General features: G+C 64.4%; 11 protein-coding genes. 9 read left to right on the top strand and 2 right to left on the bottom strand.

From position 1 onward, the window contains the following. The first annotated feature begins 7 nt into the window (after positions 1 to 7). The 9 genes from LB523_RS00795 to LB523_RS00755 all read left to right on the top strand — a co-directional run bounded on the left by LB523_RS00795 (position 8) and on the right by LB523_RS00755 (position 10,880). Complete coding sequence (locus LB523_RS00795; RefSeq protein ID WP_224600566.1) at positions 8 to 2,203, top strand: hydantoinase B/oxoprolinase family protein; 2,196 nt, start codon at positions 8 to 10, stop codon at positions 2,201 to 2,203. 6 nt (positions 2,204 to 2,209) lie between these two features. Next, entirely contained in the window at positions 2,210 to 2,716 is a 507-nt protein-coding gene (locus LB523_RS00790) for an acetone carboxylase subunit gamma (RefSeq protein ID WP_095768577.1), read from the top strand. A gap of 8 nt (positions 2,717 to 2,724) precedes the next feature. Beyond that, the gene (locus LB523_RS00785) at positions 2,725 to 3,495 is read left to right on the top strand and encodes a glucose 1-dehydrogenase (RefSeq protein WP_224600565.1); all 771 of its coding nucleotides are present in this window, start codon (positions 2,725 to 2,727) and stop codon (positions 3,493 to 3,495) included. A gap of 18 nt (positions 3,496 to 3,513) precedes the next feature. Further along, positions 3,514 to 4,341 carry an SDR family NAD(P)-dependent oxidoreductase gene (locus tag LB523_RS00780; RefSeq protein ID WP_224600564.1) on the top strand — a complete coding sequence of 276 codons (828 nt, stop codon included), beginning with the start codon at positions 3,514 to 3,516 and terminating at the stop codon, positions 4,339 to 4,341. 83 nt (positions 4,342 to 4,424) lie between these two features. Continuing rightward, positions 4,425 to 5,363, top strand: coding sequence for an ABC transporter substrate-binding protein (locus LB523_RS00775; protein WP_224542991.1), 939 nt, complete (start codon positions 4,425 to 4,427; stop codon positions 5,361 to 5,363). A gap of 93 nt (positions 5,364 to 5,456) precedes the next feature. Beyond that, the gene (locus LB523_RS00770; protein WP_224600563.1) at positions 5,457 to 6,518 is read left to right on the top strand and encodes a glycine betaine/L-proline ABC transporter ATP-binding protein; all 1,062 of its coding nucleotides are present in this window, start codon (positions 5,457 to 5,459) and stop codon (positions 6,516 to 6,518) included. Between the two features lie 41 nt (positions 6,519 to 6,559). After that, entirely contained in the window at positions 6,560 to 8,611 is a 2,052-nt protein-coding gene (locus LB523_RS00765) for an ABC transporter permease (protein WP_224600562.1), read from the top strand. A gap of 252 nt (positions 8,612 to 8,863) precedes the next feature. Further along, positions 8,864 to 9,940 (top strand): pyridoxal phosphate-dependent aminotransferase, encoded by a 1,077-nt coding sequence (locus LB523_RS00760; RefSeq protein ID WP_224600561.1) that lies wholly within the window; start codon positions 8,864 to 8,866, stop codon positions 9,938 to 9,940. Between the two features lie 22 nt (positions 9,941 to 9,962). Further along, on the top strand, positions 9,963 to 10,880 hold the full coding sequence (locus LB523_RS00755) for an allantoinase PuuE (protein WP_095768571.1): 918 nt from the start codon (positions 9,963 to 9,965) through the stop codon (positions 10,878 to 10,880). Between the two features lie 27 nt (positions 10,881 to 10,907). Here the strand turns inward: LB523_RS00755 and LB523_RS00750 are convergent, their stop codons facing one another. After that, positions 10,908 to 11,810 (bottom strand): SMP-30/gluconolactonase/LRE family protein, encoded by a 903-nt coding sequence (locus LB523_RS00750; protein ID WP_224600560.1) that lies wholly within the window; start codon positions 11,808 to 11,810, stop codon positions 10,908 to 10,910. Between the two features lie 69 nt (positions 11,811 to 11,879). Next, entirely contained in the window at positions 11,880 to 14,297 is a 2,418-nt protein-coding gene (locus tag LB523_RS00745) for an FAD-dependent oxidoreductase (protein WP_224600559.1), read from the bottom strand. Between the last annotated feature and the right edge of the window lie 141 nt (positions 14,298 to 14,438).

Below are 14,438 nucleotides of genomic sequence, written 5' to 3'. Positions count from 1 at the left end.
GAACGCCATGCTGGACAAACCCGCCTCTGCGCTGCGCATCCGCGAAAGGCTGCTCGAATCCGAACGGCTGATGGACGAGACCGGCTGCTATGACGGCATCACCGAGCTCAAGCTGCGCAACCAGGATCCGCTGAAATTCGAGACGCTGCACACCAAATTGCGCGCCTACTGCGTATCGGCCCGCGAGATGGCGCGCCGCATCTCCGCCTCGCCCGGCGTGCGCGAGGTCGGCGAGATGGTCGTCGCCATCTACACGCCGGAAGGCGATGCCATCGCGCTTTCCAACGGCATCATGGTGCATGTGCACACGATGAGCCGCTTCATCAAATGGATGATCCGCAACGGCTACGAGGAAAACCCGCAGATCCGTGATGGCGACATCTTCGCCAACAATGACGCCTTCATCGGCACCGTGCAGGTGCCGGATGTGATGGACGTGGTGCCGATCTTCCATTCCGGCAAGCTCGTCGGCTGGGCCGGTGCGGTCTGCCACGAGCTCGAAGCCGGCGGCATCACGCCGGGCGGCGACGTTGCGCTGGCGCAGGAACGTTTCACCGAGGGCCTCTTCGTCTGCGCCGAGAAGGTCGGCGAGAACGACGAGCTTCGCCGCGACTACGTCATCCGCTGCGAGCGCAATCTCCGCATGCCGATCTACTGGGTGCTCGACGAGAAGGCCAAGGTGGCGTCGTGCATCGACATGCGCGAAAGCGTCAAGGCGCTGATCGACGAGATCGGCCTCGACTACTGGATGCAGGTGTCGAAGGAATTCATCGAGGAGGGTCGCCGCGCCCAGCTCGCCCGCACGCGCCAGCTCACTGTGCCCGGCATCTATCGCGGCCACACTTTTTACGGGCACGTCACCAAGGGCAAGCCCGGCTACCAGCCGCTCGGCGATCCCGACTGGCTCTACAACATGCCGATCGAGATGGAGATCACCACCGACGGCAAGATCGTCATGGACTTCGAGGGCACGCAGCCCTGGGGCTACCATTCGATGAACTGCACGCCGGCCGGCATGGATGGCGGCATGTTCGTGACGCTGACGCAGCACATGAATTTCGAAGGTCTCGTTAATGACGGCGCCTGGATGGCGACCGAACTGAAGCTGCCCAAGGGCACCTGGACCAACCCCGACAACGAGATGGTGGCGACGGCGACTTCCTGGGCGTTGCTTTTGCCCGCCTATGGCGTCTTCCAGCGGCTCCTGTCGCGCTCCTTCATCGCCCGCGGCTTCGTCGAGGAGGCCTTTGTCGGCCAGGTCAACAGCCCGATGATCGAGATGGGGGGCACCAGCCAATACGGCACGCCCTTCGGCATGGCGCATTTCGAATGCGCCGCCGCCGGGTCCGGCGCGCTCGCGATCAAGGACGGCTTGGACACCGCCTATGTCGGCTGGAACCCGGAATCCGACATGGGCAATATCGAGATCTGGGAACAGAACATGCCGATGCTCTATATCGGCAGGTCCATCGTTCCCAATTCCGGCGGCGCCGGCAAATATCGCGGCGGCTGCTCCTTCCTGTCGACCTGGCTGGTGAGCAAGACCGATCATCTCAGGCTGGTCACGTCCGAACATTCCTCGCGCGTGTTCGACAATGGCGGGCTTTGCGGCGGCTATCCGGCGCCGACCTGCCAGAAGCACCGCGCCGTGCGCGAGAGCAACATCTTCGAGCTGGCCGAAAATGGCGCGCCGCTGGCCCACCACACCGGCACCAACCCGTACCGCTCCGAACTCGAGGTCCGGCTGGAAGGCGAGCATGTGACGCTGGAAGGGCCTTACATCACAGCGCCGCATAAGACCGGCGACGTCTTCACCCATTCCTACAATGGCGGCGGCGGTTACGGCGATGTGCTCGAGCGCGATCCGGTCAAGACCGCCTGGGATGTCGAGAACGGCTTCCTCACCAAGGAGGCTGCCGAAGGCATCTTCGGCATCGTGCTCGATGAGGACGAGGAAGGCTTCCCGGTCGCCAATCTGGACGCCACCAAGCGCCATCGTGCCGAGATGCGGGCGCGACGTTTGGCTCGTGCAAAACCGGTTTCGGAATGGATCGCCAAGGAGCGCGAGCGGGTGAAGGCGGCCGATTTCGCGCCCGAGGTGAGGAAGATGTATGTCAGCGCGATCAAGCTTTCGCCGCGCTTCACCAAGGATTTTTCGACCTTCTGGGATGTCGACGCCAAATCGACCTTCGGCGTGGAGTAAGGGACCATGACCTCATACAGCAAGGAAGTCATCGCCGACCTGGTTGCCGGCACGCTGCCCTGGCCGCAGACGCGCCGCATCATGAGCGCCTACAAGGACGACGACCGCTTCTTCAAATATGTCTCGGTGCTGCAGGACCGCGTCGGCTGGAGCGATCCGATCCTGCTTCCGGTCGGCGACCATCTCTTCATCTGCCAGAGCGGCGACGAGCGGGTGACGAAATGCGAATGCGGCCATTCCTTCGGCGACTATCGCAAGAACTGGAAGCTGAAGGCGGCGATCATCGTGCGCGACAGCGAGGAGACGCTGCGCGAGATCTACCCCAACAGCGATCTGCCGGATCCGGACTGGATGGAGATCCGCGAATTCATCTGCCCTGAATGTGGCACGCTGCATGAGGTCGAGGCGGCGGCGCCCGGCTATCCGATCGTGCATGATTTCGAGCCCGATCTCGAAGGATTCTATCGCGATTGGCTTGGCAAGCCGCTGGAGCCGTCGAACAAAGGAGGCTGATGCCGCAAATGGGCCGCGTCGCAGGTAAGGTGGCGCTCGTTACCGGGGCCGGTCTCGGCCTCGGACGGGCGTCGTCGCTTTTGCTGGCGTCGGAAGGCGCCAGGCTCGTCGTCAGCGACATCGACGAGGGCCTCGCGACCCACACGGCGGCCGAGATCGTCAGGGTCGGCGGCGAAGCGCTGGCTCTGCGCCATGACGTGTCGAAGCCTGAGGACTGGCCCTCGGTCATGGCGGCGATCGAGCAGCGCTTCGGCCGGCTCGACGTGCTGGTCAACAATGCCGGCATCGCCATCGCTCGGAACATCGAGGATACCTCTTTAGCCGAATGGCGGCGCACCATGGCGATCAACCTCGACGGCGTCTTCCTCGGCTGCCAGGAAGGCATCAAGCTGATGAAGAAATCCGGCGGCGGATCGATCATCAATCTCTCTTCCATCGACGGCGTCATCGGCGAGGCGGATCTTGCCGCCTACTGCGCCTCCAAGGGCGGCGTGCGCACCTTGACCAAGGCGGTGGCCGTACACTGTGCCGAGCAGCGCTACGGCATCCGCTGCAATTCGATCCACCCCGGCTATATCTGGACGCCGCAGACCGAGAATTATCTGCGCGATCTGGGCACGCTCGAGCAGGAGAAGGCGAAAGCGCTGTCGCGCCATCCGATCGGCTTCCTCGGCGAACCCAACGACATCGCCTACATGGTCCTCTACCTCGCCTCGGACGAATCGAAATTCGTCACCGGCTCCGAAATGGTCGTCGACGGAGGCTATCTTGCAGTGTGAACACGGAGCACGTTCGCGATGACCAACCTCACCGGCCGCAGCGCCATCGTCACCGGCGGCTTTTCCGGCATGGGTTTTGCCATCGCCACGGCGCTCGCCAAGGCCGGCGCCAATGTCGCCGTCGGCTCCTACGTGGCGCCGCCGCACGCGGACAGGGCGGATGCCGCCTACTATCCCGGCGCCGACGAGATCGAGCGCGTGACGTCAGCGCTGGCTGCCCACGGCACCAAGGCGCACGCCGCCCATCTCGACGTGCGCGACAGCGCGCTCACCAATCTCTTCTTTGCCGAAGCCCAGGCGGCAGTCGGCCCGGCAGACATCCTGGTCAACGCCGCCGGCTCCACGGCCGAGCAACCGGTCTGCGGCCATTCCGACGAGCTCTGGGACAAGATCGTCGACACCAATCTCACCGGGGCGTTCCGTACGACCCGCGCGGTCCTGCCCGGCATGATCGAACGCGGCTGGGGCCGCATCGTCAACATCGGCTCGACCGCGGCTTCCGTCGGCTGGAAGGACAATCCTGCTTACTGCGCCTCCAAGGCCGGCCTGCTCGGGCTGACGCGTTGCGTGGCGCTCGAAGGCGCGGCACACGGCGTCACCTGCGTCATGATCAGTCCGACCTGGGTCGAGACCGAGCTGATGCGCCGCAACGTGGCGCAGGTCGTCGAGCGCGAAGGCAAGGGCCGCAGCGCAGAGGAACTGATGGACGAGTTCAGGAAAGGCAATCCCCAGGGGCGCATGATGCAGCCGGAGGAAATCGCGGCGCTCGCCGTCTTCCTTTGCTCGGACCTCGCCAGGGGGATCACCATGGAAAACATCCAGATCACCGGCGGCGCCTTGTGGTAGCGTCGGTGGGGGGCGATGGATTCCGGTCTCGTGGGAGGAGACCGGCATAGACGGAAGGACCATCAACAGACAGGGGAACTGACATGAAAATAAGAAATGCCTTGCAAGGGGCCGGTCTTGGCCTCGCGCTGATGCTTGCCGCAACGACGGCCGGGCAAAGCGCCGATCTTGGCGCGAAGGACGAGCCGATCAAGCTCGCCATGCTGGAATGGACGGGCGCGCACGTCTCCACGCACATCGCAGGCCAGCTTCTGGAGAAGCTCGGCTATAAAGTCGAATACGTCACCGCCGGCAATTTCCCGCAGTTTTCTGGTCTCGCCGACGGCTCGCTCAGCGCATCGGTCGAGATCTGGTTGAACAATGTCGGCGACATCTATCCGAAGGTGCTGGCCGCCAAGCAGATCGAGGATATCGGCAAGCTCGATCTGAAGACGCAGGAAGGCTGGATCTATCCGAAATTCATGGAAAAGGTCTGCCCCGGCCTGCCGGACTGGACTGCGCTGAACAAGCCCGAATGCGTGCAGGCATTGGCGACACCCGAAACCGCGCCCAACGGCCGCTTCCTCGACTATCCGGCCGATTGGGGCTCGCGCGCGGCCACCATCCTTGCCGACAACAACATGCCCTACACCGCTGTGCCGTCGGGCTCCGAAGGCGCGCTGGTGGCCGAGTTGGAAGCCGCCGAAGCCGCCAAGACGCCGCTCATCATGATGTTCTGGGGTCCGCACTACGCGCTGGCCGAGAACGACGTCGGCTGGGTGACGATGCCGCCCTGCAAGGAGCAGACCAACGAGCACTGCATCACCCCACCCGACGTCGACAAGATCGTCTGGTCGGGCTTTGGCGCCAAATGGCCGGCGGCTTACGCCTTCCTCAAGGCCTTCAAGATGGATGCGACCGAGCAGCAGAAGATGATGCTGGCCGTCGACAAGCAAGGCAAGGATCTCGACGCCGTCGTCAAGGAATGGATCGACAAGAACGAGACGGTGTGGAAACCTTGGCTCGACGCCGCCAAGGGATAATTCGCCGATGTGCCTGGCAAAGGCTGAGGGCACCATAGGCCCGGTTTCCGCACTGCGCGGAGCCGGGCGGGCGATCGGCACGGGTGGTTGAGGATGAACACGGCCGCGCGTCCGATAAAGCTTGCCTGCCGAAATGTCTGGAAGGTCTATGGCCGGCGCCCGGCCTATTACTTCGACTCGCGCGGCTATATCATCGATCCCGATGCGCTGGCCGAGCGCCTGCGCGCCGAGGCGCATCTGCCGGCCGTGGTCGATGCCAGCTTCGAGGTGGCGACCGGCGAGATATTCGTCATCATGGGTCTGTCCGGCTCCGGTAAGTCGACCCTGGTGCGCTGCCTGTCGCGCCTGGTCGAGCCGAGCGCCGGGGAGATACTGCTCGATGGCAGGAACCTGCTTGCCGCCAGCGGCAAGGAGCTGATCGAGCTGCGCCGCCACGCCATGGGCATGGTGTTCCAGAATTTCGGCCTGCTGCCGCATCTGAACGTGTTGGGCAATGTCGCCTTCCCGCTGAAAATTCAGGGCAAGCCGGCGAAGGAACGCGAGGCCCGCGCCCGCGAGATGATCGCGCTGGTCGGACTCGAAGGCCGCGAGGCATCCTTCCCGCACCAGCTCTCCGGCGGCCAGCAGCAGCGCGTCGGCATCGCCCGTTCGCTTGCGGTGGGGCCGGAGCTCTGGTTTCTCGACGAGCCGTTCTCGGCGCTCGATCCGCTGATCCGCAAGCAGATGCAGGATGAGTTCCTGCGCCTGCAGCGCATGCTGAAGAAGACGATCATCTTCATCACCCACGATATCGCCGAGGCCTTCCGGCTTGCCGACAGGCTGGCGATCATGCGGGCCGGCAAGATCGTGCAAATCGGCCGTCCCGCCGACATCGTGCTCAACCCGGCCGACGACTATGTCGCGCAGTTCACCGAGGACATGCCGCTGTTGCGCGTCATCACGGCCGGCGACATCGCCACGCCCGCCAATGGCGCGCCGTTGCCGGAACGAAGCGTCGTCGCCGACACCAGCCTCGAGGCGCTCATCCCGCAACTCGCCGCGGGCGCCACGGCCTTCACCGTTCCCGGGGTGGGTGACAGCCCGCCGGCGGTGCTCGACGCCGGCGCCGTGCTCGCGGTGCTCGAACGCGAGCAGGCAAGGCGCAAGAACTCATGACGGCGCCGGCCGCGGCATTTCGACCCTCATCGCGGTTCGTGGTGGAACCGGCGCTTCTGCCTTGGTGCGGCCTGGCCGTGCTGACGGCGCTTTGCCTGCTTCTCAAAACCGAGCTTCCCTGGCTGGTCAATTTCCCCAAGCAATGGACGCTGCCGCTGGCTACCTACATCAATGCCGTGACCGACATTGTCGTCGCCGTCATCCAACCAGCCTTCCGGGCGCTGTCCGCTTTGCTCGATGCGCCGATGCGCGGCGCGCGGCTGGCGCTCGCCTGGCTGCCCTGGCCGGCGGTGATGCTGGCGATCGCCGCCCTTGCGCTGAAGTCGGGCGGTGAGCGGTTGGCGATCTTCGCGCTCGCCACGCTCGCCTATATCCTGCTCGCCGGCTACTGGCCGCAGAGCATGAACACGCTGGCGCTGGTGCTGCTGGCGGTGCCGATCTCCACCGTGCTCGGCTTCCTGCTTGGCTTTCTGGGTTACGCCCGCCCGCGCTGGCGTCCGGTCCTGCTCGGCGCGCTCGACCTGATGCAGACGGTGCCGGCCTTCGCCTATCTCATTCCGCTCCTGCTCCTGTTCGGCTTCGGTCCGGTGGTTGGGCTGATCGCCTCGGCGATCTATGCGACGCCGCCGATGGTCCGCAACACCATGCTCGGATTGGACCGTGTGCCGGCGGCCATCAGCGAGGCCGGCTTGATGAGCGGCTGCACACGCCGTCAGCAATTCTGGCAGGTCGAGGTGCCGACTGCGCTGCCGCAGCTTCTCGTCGGCTTCAACCAGACGACCATGGCGGCGCTGTCGATGGTCATCGTCGCCGCCATTATCGGTGGCTTCGAGGATATTGGCTGGGAGGTGCTCTCCTCGATGCGCAAGGCCGAGTTCGGCCAGAGCATCCTCTCCGGCCTCGTCATCGCGCTGCTCGCCATCCTCATCGACCGCCTCACCATCGGCTTCGCGAAGGCGCCGGAGACCGGGCCGACGCCCGCCATGCGCTGGATGACGCCGCGCCGGTTGGCCTTGTCACTGGCGGGTGCGCTGGCTCTCGCCGTGGTCATCCGATTGGCCGCGCCAGATGCGGCGCTTCTGCCGGAAACCGGTCTGCGCATGCAGATGGGCGCCGTCAACCAATGGCTGCTGGCGCTCGTGCGCGACTACGCCTGGTTCTTCAACGGCGTGCGCAATGCGGTGCTCTACTGCCTGCTTCTGCCGATGCGCGTCGGCATTGCCGGCTCGGCGACGCCGGCAATGTGGGGCTTCACATTGCCATCTTCGGTGCTCGCCGCCTATCTCGTCCTGGTGCTGGCCTTGGCCGTGTTGGCGCTGCGCGGCTTCGGTTGGCGCGGGGCGCTGGCCGTGCTGGCCGCCGGCCTTGTTCTCTATACCGGCTTTCTCGATCTCCCCTGGCCTGCCTTCATCCTTGCCGTCGCGTTGCTCGCCGGCCAGGTGGCCGGGCCGCGGCTCGGTTTTTTCGCGCTTGTCGGCTTCGGGCTGATCCTGGTCAACGGGCTGTGGCCGCAACTTGTGCAGTCGCTCTATCTCTGCACGCTGGCGGTCCTGCTCTGCCTTCTGATCGGCGGCGCGCTCGGCACATGGGCGGCGCATAACGATCGCGTCTCGCATATCCTGAAGCCGATCTGCGACGCGCTGCAGACGATGCCGCAATTCGTCTTCCTCATCCCGGCGCTGATGTTCTTCAAGGTGGGCGAGTTCACGGCGCTGATCGCCATCATGCTCTACGCCATCGTGCCGCCGATCCGCTATATCGAGCACGGGCTGCGGCATGTCCGTCCCGATGTCGTCGAGGCGGTCGAGCAGATGGGCGCGACGCCGATGCAGACCTTGCTGCAGGCCAAGCTGCCGCTGGCTTTGCCGATCGTCATGCTTGGCCTCAACCAGACCATCATGGCGGCGCTGTCGATGCTGGCAATCGCCGCGCTCGTCGGCACGCGCGATCTTGGCCAGGCAGTCTATGTCGCGCTCGGCAAGGCCGATGCCGGCATGGGCCTGATCGCCGGCCTGTCGATCGCCTTCCTGGCGATCCTCGCCGACCGGCTGATCCAGGCGGGCGTCAGCGGCAGGGCCGACGAAGTCAGCTGAATCTGACGCCCACAAGGCCGCGAAACCGCTAAGTTCTTGAAAAATAACATGATTAGTCCGGAGGCGCTGATAGCAGAGACTTCAGGTCGGCCTAGCTGATCCAAGAAAAGAGCCTGGACACCCTCCCATGGGCCAGATTCCCGCAGTCATTGCACCGGCTAATTTTGCTTTGCGGCTTGGTCGCGGTGCCATAGCTTCCGTTCCGGAAGACCTTGCCGACAAATTTGGTCGCCAGACCTGCATGGATATACCGTGCCTGTGAAAGCAACTACCCATGTCCAGGCCATGTCCGCTTTTGCCTTGGCGAATTTCGGTGGCTTCGACCGGCCCACGCTAGCCCAGAACGAGAGCGCCTTCCCGCCTAACCCGAAGGCAATCGAAGCCGGCCGGGTCGCTGTGGCACGCAGCCATCTCTACCCGGACCCGGACTGGACCTTGCTGCGCGACGCGATCGCAAGATCCTATGGGATCGAGCGTGATCTCATCCTGTGCGGCGCGGGTTCGATGGAGCTGATTGCCTGTACCATCGCGGCCTTCGCCGGACCGGGCGCTGACGTGCTGGGTACGGACTATGCCTATAATTTCGCCGCCTCGGCGGCCGCGCGCGTCGGGGCGACCTATGCCAAAGCGCAGGAGCGCGGCTTTGAGGTCTCGATCGACGCCGTCCTGGCGGCGGTGACGTCGGCGACGCGTATCGTGTTCGTCTGCAATCCGGGCAACCCGACCGGCACGCGCATCAAGAACGCGGAGCTGCTGCGCCTGCGCGCGGCCCTTCCCGGCGACGTTCTCCTGATGGTCGACCAAGCCTATGGCGAATTCGACGATCAGGATCCGCAAGCCGTCTTCGCGCTGGCCGGGCGCGGCGACACCGTCATCCTGCGTAGTCTGTCCAAGGCATATGGGCTGGCCGGCGCGCGCATCGGCTGGGGCTTGTTCGCGCCGCGGATCGCCGCCGAGGTGCGCAAGATGCAGAACTCCAACCAGGTCTCGACGGTGAGCCTCGCCATGGCCGTCGCGGCGCTAGAGGACCAAGCCTATACGCGCGCAATCGTAACCCGCACCGCCGACATTCGCGACCGCTTCGCGCAAGGCTTGCGAGCGGCCGGATACGAAGTCCCCGAAAGCCGGACCAATTTCGTTCTGGCGCGTTTTGCCGACGCGGCGGCAGCGGCCGCCGCCGACAGTGCCCTGCGCGGCGTCGACATTATCGTGCGCGGCCTCTCCGGTTACGGCCTGACGGACTGCCTGCGCATCACCATCGGGCCGCAGGAAGTCATGGACCGCGCGCTGCGTATCCTGACCGCCCTGCGCGGCCGGCAATGCTGGTAAGGGCTTCATCCGAGGGGATTTCATGACGTCAGACGCACCGTACCTGCCCGCTCGCGATTTCATCGGCTATGGCGAGCGGCCTCCGCCGGCCGAGTGGCCGGGCGGCGTGAAATTGGCGCTCAACATCGTCGTCAATTACGAGGAAGGTGCCGAATACTCGATCGGCGAAGGCGACGGCGTTTCCGAAACGATCCTGTCCGACCTTGCCGTCGCGCCCGCCGTGCCGGGCCTGCGCAACCGCAACATGGAATCGCTTTATGAATACGGTTCGCGTGTCGGCGTCTGGCGGCTCATCTCGCTGTTCCGGGACAAGGGCGTCATCCCGACCTTCTACATTGTCGGGCGCGCGCTTGAGATCAACCCGGCGGCTGGCAAGGCGATCGCAGCACTTGGCAGCGACATCGTCTGCCACGGCTGGCGCTGGATCGACTACGCCCCGCTCAGCGAGGAGGAAGAGCGCCAGCACATCGCCATGACGGTGGACACGGTGCGAAACATCACCGGCATCGATCCCCTCGGGTGGTACACCGGCCGGCCAAGCCTCAACACGAGAAGGCTGGTGGTCGAGCATGGCGGCTTCCTGTTCGACTGCGACGACTACAATGACGACCTGCCCTATTTCGTCGATGTCGGCGCCAAGCGGCACCTCGTCGTGCCGCACAGCTTCGACAACAACGACAGCCGCTTTTCGCGCGGTTCAGGCTTGGAGACCGGCAGCCAGTTCTTCGACTATGTCAGCGACGGCGTCGACTGGCTGCTGAAGGAAGGCCAGAAGACCCCGCGCATGATGACGGTGTCGCTGCATTGCCGGCTGGCGGCGCGGCCGGGGCGAATGGTCGGGCTGGATCGCTTCCTCGACAAGATCACCGCCAATCCCGACATCTGGGTCTGCCGCCGCTCCGACCTCGCCCGCCACTGGCTGGACCGGTTCGGCGGCTAAGCCACCGAGCCGTTACCAGCGAAGTCTCTATTTATTCGGCACCTCATAGACCTTGCCGTGCCAGGGTGCTGCATCGATCTGGTCGAGCGCCATCACATAAAGCACCTTCTCGTCCGGTCCGAAGGCGAAGTTCGGCATCGACGGCGACGGCACCGAAAGCGTGCGCAAGAGCTTGGCGTCTTTGTCCACGACGATGATCTTGCCTGGCGAGTCGAGCGAGCGCGGGCTCTGGCCGATATACATCTCGCCTTCTTTGTCCATCTTGATGCCGTCGGGCCAGATATGCGGCTGGTTCGGGAACAGATCGTCGAGCCGCAGGAACACGCGGCGGTTGCTCAAGGTGTGGTCGGACGAAACGTCGAACTCGATGATCCGGTTGTCCTCGGTCTCGACCAGATAGAGGATCTTGCCGTCATTCGACATGACAAGGCCGTTGGCATTGTGCAGGTCGCCGGCGGCCTTCTTCACGCTGCCGTCCTTGCCGATGTAATAGGCCGAAGCGTCGATCAGCGGACCGCCCTTGCCGGAGCCCGTGAAATAGACGCCACCATCCTTGTCCGGTGCGAAATCGTTCGGTCCGCTGAACGGCTTGCCGTCCGTGTCCTTGTCATAGGCAGGCAGCGTCTTGCCGTCGGCCGAGATGCGGCCGATCGTGTTGTTGTCGTAGCAGGTGACGAGGAACTCGCCGGTGGTGGTCGGCAGCACGGCCGAGGGGCCGCAGCCATCCATCTTCCAGAAAATGTCGTTCTTCTTGCCGTCCCAGACAGTGACCGTGCCGCGGCCATATTCGACGTAAAACAGCTTGTCCTGATACCAGATCGGACCTTCGGCAAACCACGCGTCGTCATTGACCACCTTGACGTCGGCCGCCTGCGCGGCGGACGTCAGAACCAGGGCAAGCATCGTGCCCAGCAAATGCCGTTTGATCATGCGATTCCCCTTTTGTTTTCGTAGTTGAGGCCCTCTTCGAATTTCGTGCGCTTCCAGCGGCTTGGCGACTTACGACCGCAGCCGCTTGCCCTCCGGGTCGAAGGGCGGATGCGCGAGCAGCACCGCATCATGCGGCCGCCCGAGGATGGCGACAGTCACCTTGTCGCCGGCCTTGGCGGTTCCGGCCTTGACGTAGCCCATCGCCAGCGACTGAGTGACGAAATAACCATAGGCGCCCGATGACACCTGGCCGATCGGCGTGCCGTCCGGCAGGAAGATCGGCTCGCCGCCGGTCGCGTCGGCATCCTTGGCCGACACGGAAAGCATGATGAGTTCATCCCGCGCCGGCTTGTCGGCGACGGCGAGATAGGCGTCGCGGTTGAGGAATTGCTTGTCCGTCTTGATCAGGCGATCGAGCTTGACCTCCTGCGGCCAGTATTCCGGCGAGTATTCGCGGCTCCAGCTGCCATAGCCCTTTTCGACGCGCAGCGACATCAGCGCCCGTGAGCCGACCGGCCCGGCGCCGACTTCCGCGCCCGCCTTGAGCAACGCGCGGTAGAGCTCGACCTGGTCGGCCGACTTGCAGTGCAGCTCCCAGCCAAGATCGCCGGTGAAGGAAACCCTCAACGCCACGACGTCGACGCCGGCGACGGTGATCTGCCGCGAGCGCATGAACGGGAAGGCCTCGTTCGACAGATCATCATTGGTGAGCCGCTGCAGGAGCTCGCGCGATTTCGGGCCGGCGACGTTGAAGCCGCCGAGATCCTCGGTACGCGAGCGGAAGGTCGTGCCTTCCGGCAGCGGCACCGATTTGAAGAAGCGCTGATGAAAACGCTCGGCCATGCCCGAGCCGATCACCATGAACTCGTCCTCCGCCAGTCTGGTCACGGTGAAGTCGCCGGCAATGCCGCCGCGCTTGCCGATCAGCGGCGTCAGGCAGGAGTTGCCGACCTTGGCCGGCATGCGATTGGCGAAGAGCGCGTTCAGCCAGGCTTCCGCGTCCGGCCCCTTTATCTCGTATTTGGCAAAATTGGAGATGTCGATGATGCCGGCATGCTCGCGCAGCATACGCGCCTCGCGGCCGACCGGCCCCCACCAGTTCTGCCGAGTGAAGCCGATCGTTTCCTCGCGCGGCTCGCCTTCGGCCGCGAACCACAGCGGATGCTCCCAGCCGAAATTGAGGCCGAACACCGCGCCCATCTCCTTCTGCATCTCGTAAACCGGCCGTGTCCGCACCGGACGGCCGGCGGCGCGCTCCTCGTTCGGGAAATGGATCTTGAAACGGTGGCTGTACTGGTCCTGCACGCGCGCCTTGGTGAAGGCCTTTCCGGCCCAATGGCCGAAGCGCGCCATGTCCCAGCCGAACATGTCGAGCGAAGGCTCTCCCTCGATCATCCACTCGGCGGCGAGCTTGCCCATGCCGCCTGATTGCGAGAAGCCGGGGATAATGCCGTTGCAGCAGAAATAATTGCTGAGCTCCGGCGCCGGTCCGAACAGCACCGCGCTGTCGGGAGACCAGATCATCGGACCGTTGATCACCTTCTTGACGCCGGCGGCCGCGACCGCCGGCACGCGCTGGATGGCGCGCATCATGTTTTCCTCGATGCGGTCGAGATCGTCGGGAAACAGCTCGTGGCCGAAATCCATCGGCGTGCCGTCCTCGGCCCAGAATTTCATGTTGCGTTCGTAGGCGCCGATCAGCAGCCCCAAACCTTCCTGGCGCAGATAATATTCGCCGTCGCGATCGGCGACCGATGGCAGCCGCCGTCCCATCGATGCGATTTCCGGAATGGTTTCGGTGACGAAATACTGGTGCTCGGTCGGGATCAACGGCAGTTGCAGCCCGGCCATGGCGGCGACCTCCCTGCCCCACAGGCCGGCGGCGTTGACTACCCATTGCGTGCGGATATCGCCCTTTGGCGTGCGCACGATCCAGCTGCCGTCCGCTTGCGCCTCGGTCGCCGTGACCGGGGTGAAGCGATGGATTTCCGCGCCGCGCTGCCGCGCCCCCGCGGCGTAAGCCGCAGTCACGCCCGACGGATCGACATTGCCGCCCTCCGGCTCATACATGACGCAGCGAATGCCGTCGAAATCGACCAGCGGATGCAGTCGCTCCGCTTCGTCGCGACCGACCTCGTAGAAGTTCATCTTGTAGCGCCGCGCCTTGGCTTCCTGCAGCCGCAGCTGATGCTCGCGGGCCTCGGTCTGGGCCAGATAGAGCGAACCCGGCTGGAAGATACCGCAGCCCTGGCCGGTCTCCGCTTCCAGCTCCTTGTAGAGCGCCATCGTGTAGTGCTGCAGCCGGCTGATATTGGTGGAATCATGCAGGCCGTGGATGTTGGCGGCCGCGTGCCAGGTCGAACCGGAGGTCAGCTCGCTGCGTTCCAGAAGCACGACATCCGTCCAGCCGAACTTGGCGAGATGATAGAGGATCGAGCAGCCGATCAGACCACCGCCAATGACAACGGCTTGTGCATGAGTACGCATATCGAGATTTCTTCCCTTTGTTCGGCGACTTTGCTTCGCGCTCTTTGGCAGCGCTATGGCATTTCAATTAGCTGACTGATCGGTCGCAGTCGCCAGCGAATTCAGGGGCGCAAACCGCGCCCCTGAATGGTGTTTGAGCTG

Source organism: Mesorhizobium sp. ESP-6-4 (genome assembly GCF_020164735.1).
Taxonomy (GTDB): Bacteria; Pseudomonadota; Alphaproteobacteria; order Rhizobiales; family Rhizobiaceae; genus Mesorhizobium.
Note: the sequence above shows the minus strand (reverse complement) of the source record. Positions and strands in the feature narration are given on the sequence as shown.

What these genes read in the sequence shown, in the direction of transcription:
- LB523_RS00795 (WP_224600566.1), top strand. Translation starts at nt 8, where the DNA reads ATGCTGGACAAACCCGCCTCTGCGCTGCGCATCCGCGAAAGGCTGCTC.
- LB523_RS00790 (WP_095768577.1), top strand. Translation starts at nt 2,210, where the DNA reads ATGACCTCATACAGCAAGGAAGTCATCGCCGACCTGGTTGCCGGCACG.
- LB523_RS00785 (WP_224600565.1), top strand. Translation starts at nt 2,725, where the DNA reads ATGGGCCGCGTCGCAGGTAAGGTGGCGCTCGTTACCGGGGCCGGTCTC.
- LB523_RS00780 (WP_224600564.1), top strand. Translation starts at nt 3,514, where the DNA reads ATGACCAACCTCACCGGCCGCAGCGCCATCGTCACCGGCGGCTTTTCC.
- LB523_RS00775 (WP_224542991.1), top strand. Translation starts at nt 4,425, where the DNA reads ATGAAAATAAGAAATGCCTTGCAAGGGGCCGGTCTTGGCCTCGCGCTG.
- LB523_RS00770 (WP_224600563.1), top strand. Translation starts at nt 5,457, where the DNA reads ATGAACACGGCCGCGCGTCCGATAAAGCTTGCCTGCCGAAATGTCTGG.
- LB523_RS00755 (WP_095768571.1), top strand. Translation starts at nt 9,963, where the DNA reads ATGACGTCAGACGCACCGTACCTGCCCGCTCGCGATTTCATCGGCTAT.
- LB523_RS00750 (WP_224600560.1), bottom strand. Translation starts at nt 11,810, where the DNA reads ATGATCAAACGGCATTTGCTGGGCACGATGCTTGCCCTGGTTCTGACG.
- LB523_RS00745 (WP_224600559.1), bottom strand. Translation starts at nt 14,297, where the DNA reads ATGCGTACTCATGCACAAGCCGTTGTCATTGGCGGTGGTCTGATCGGC.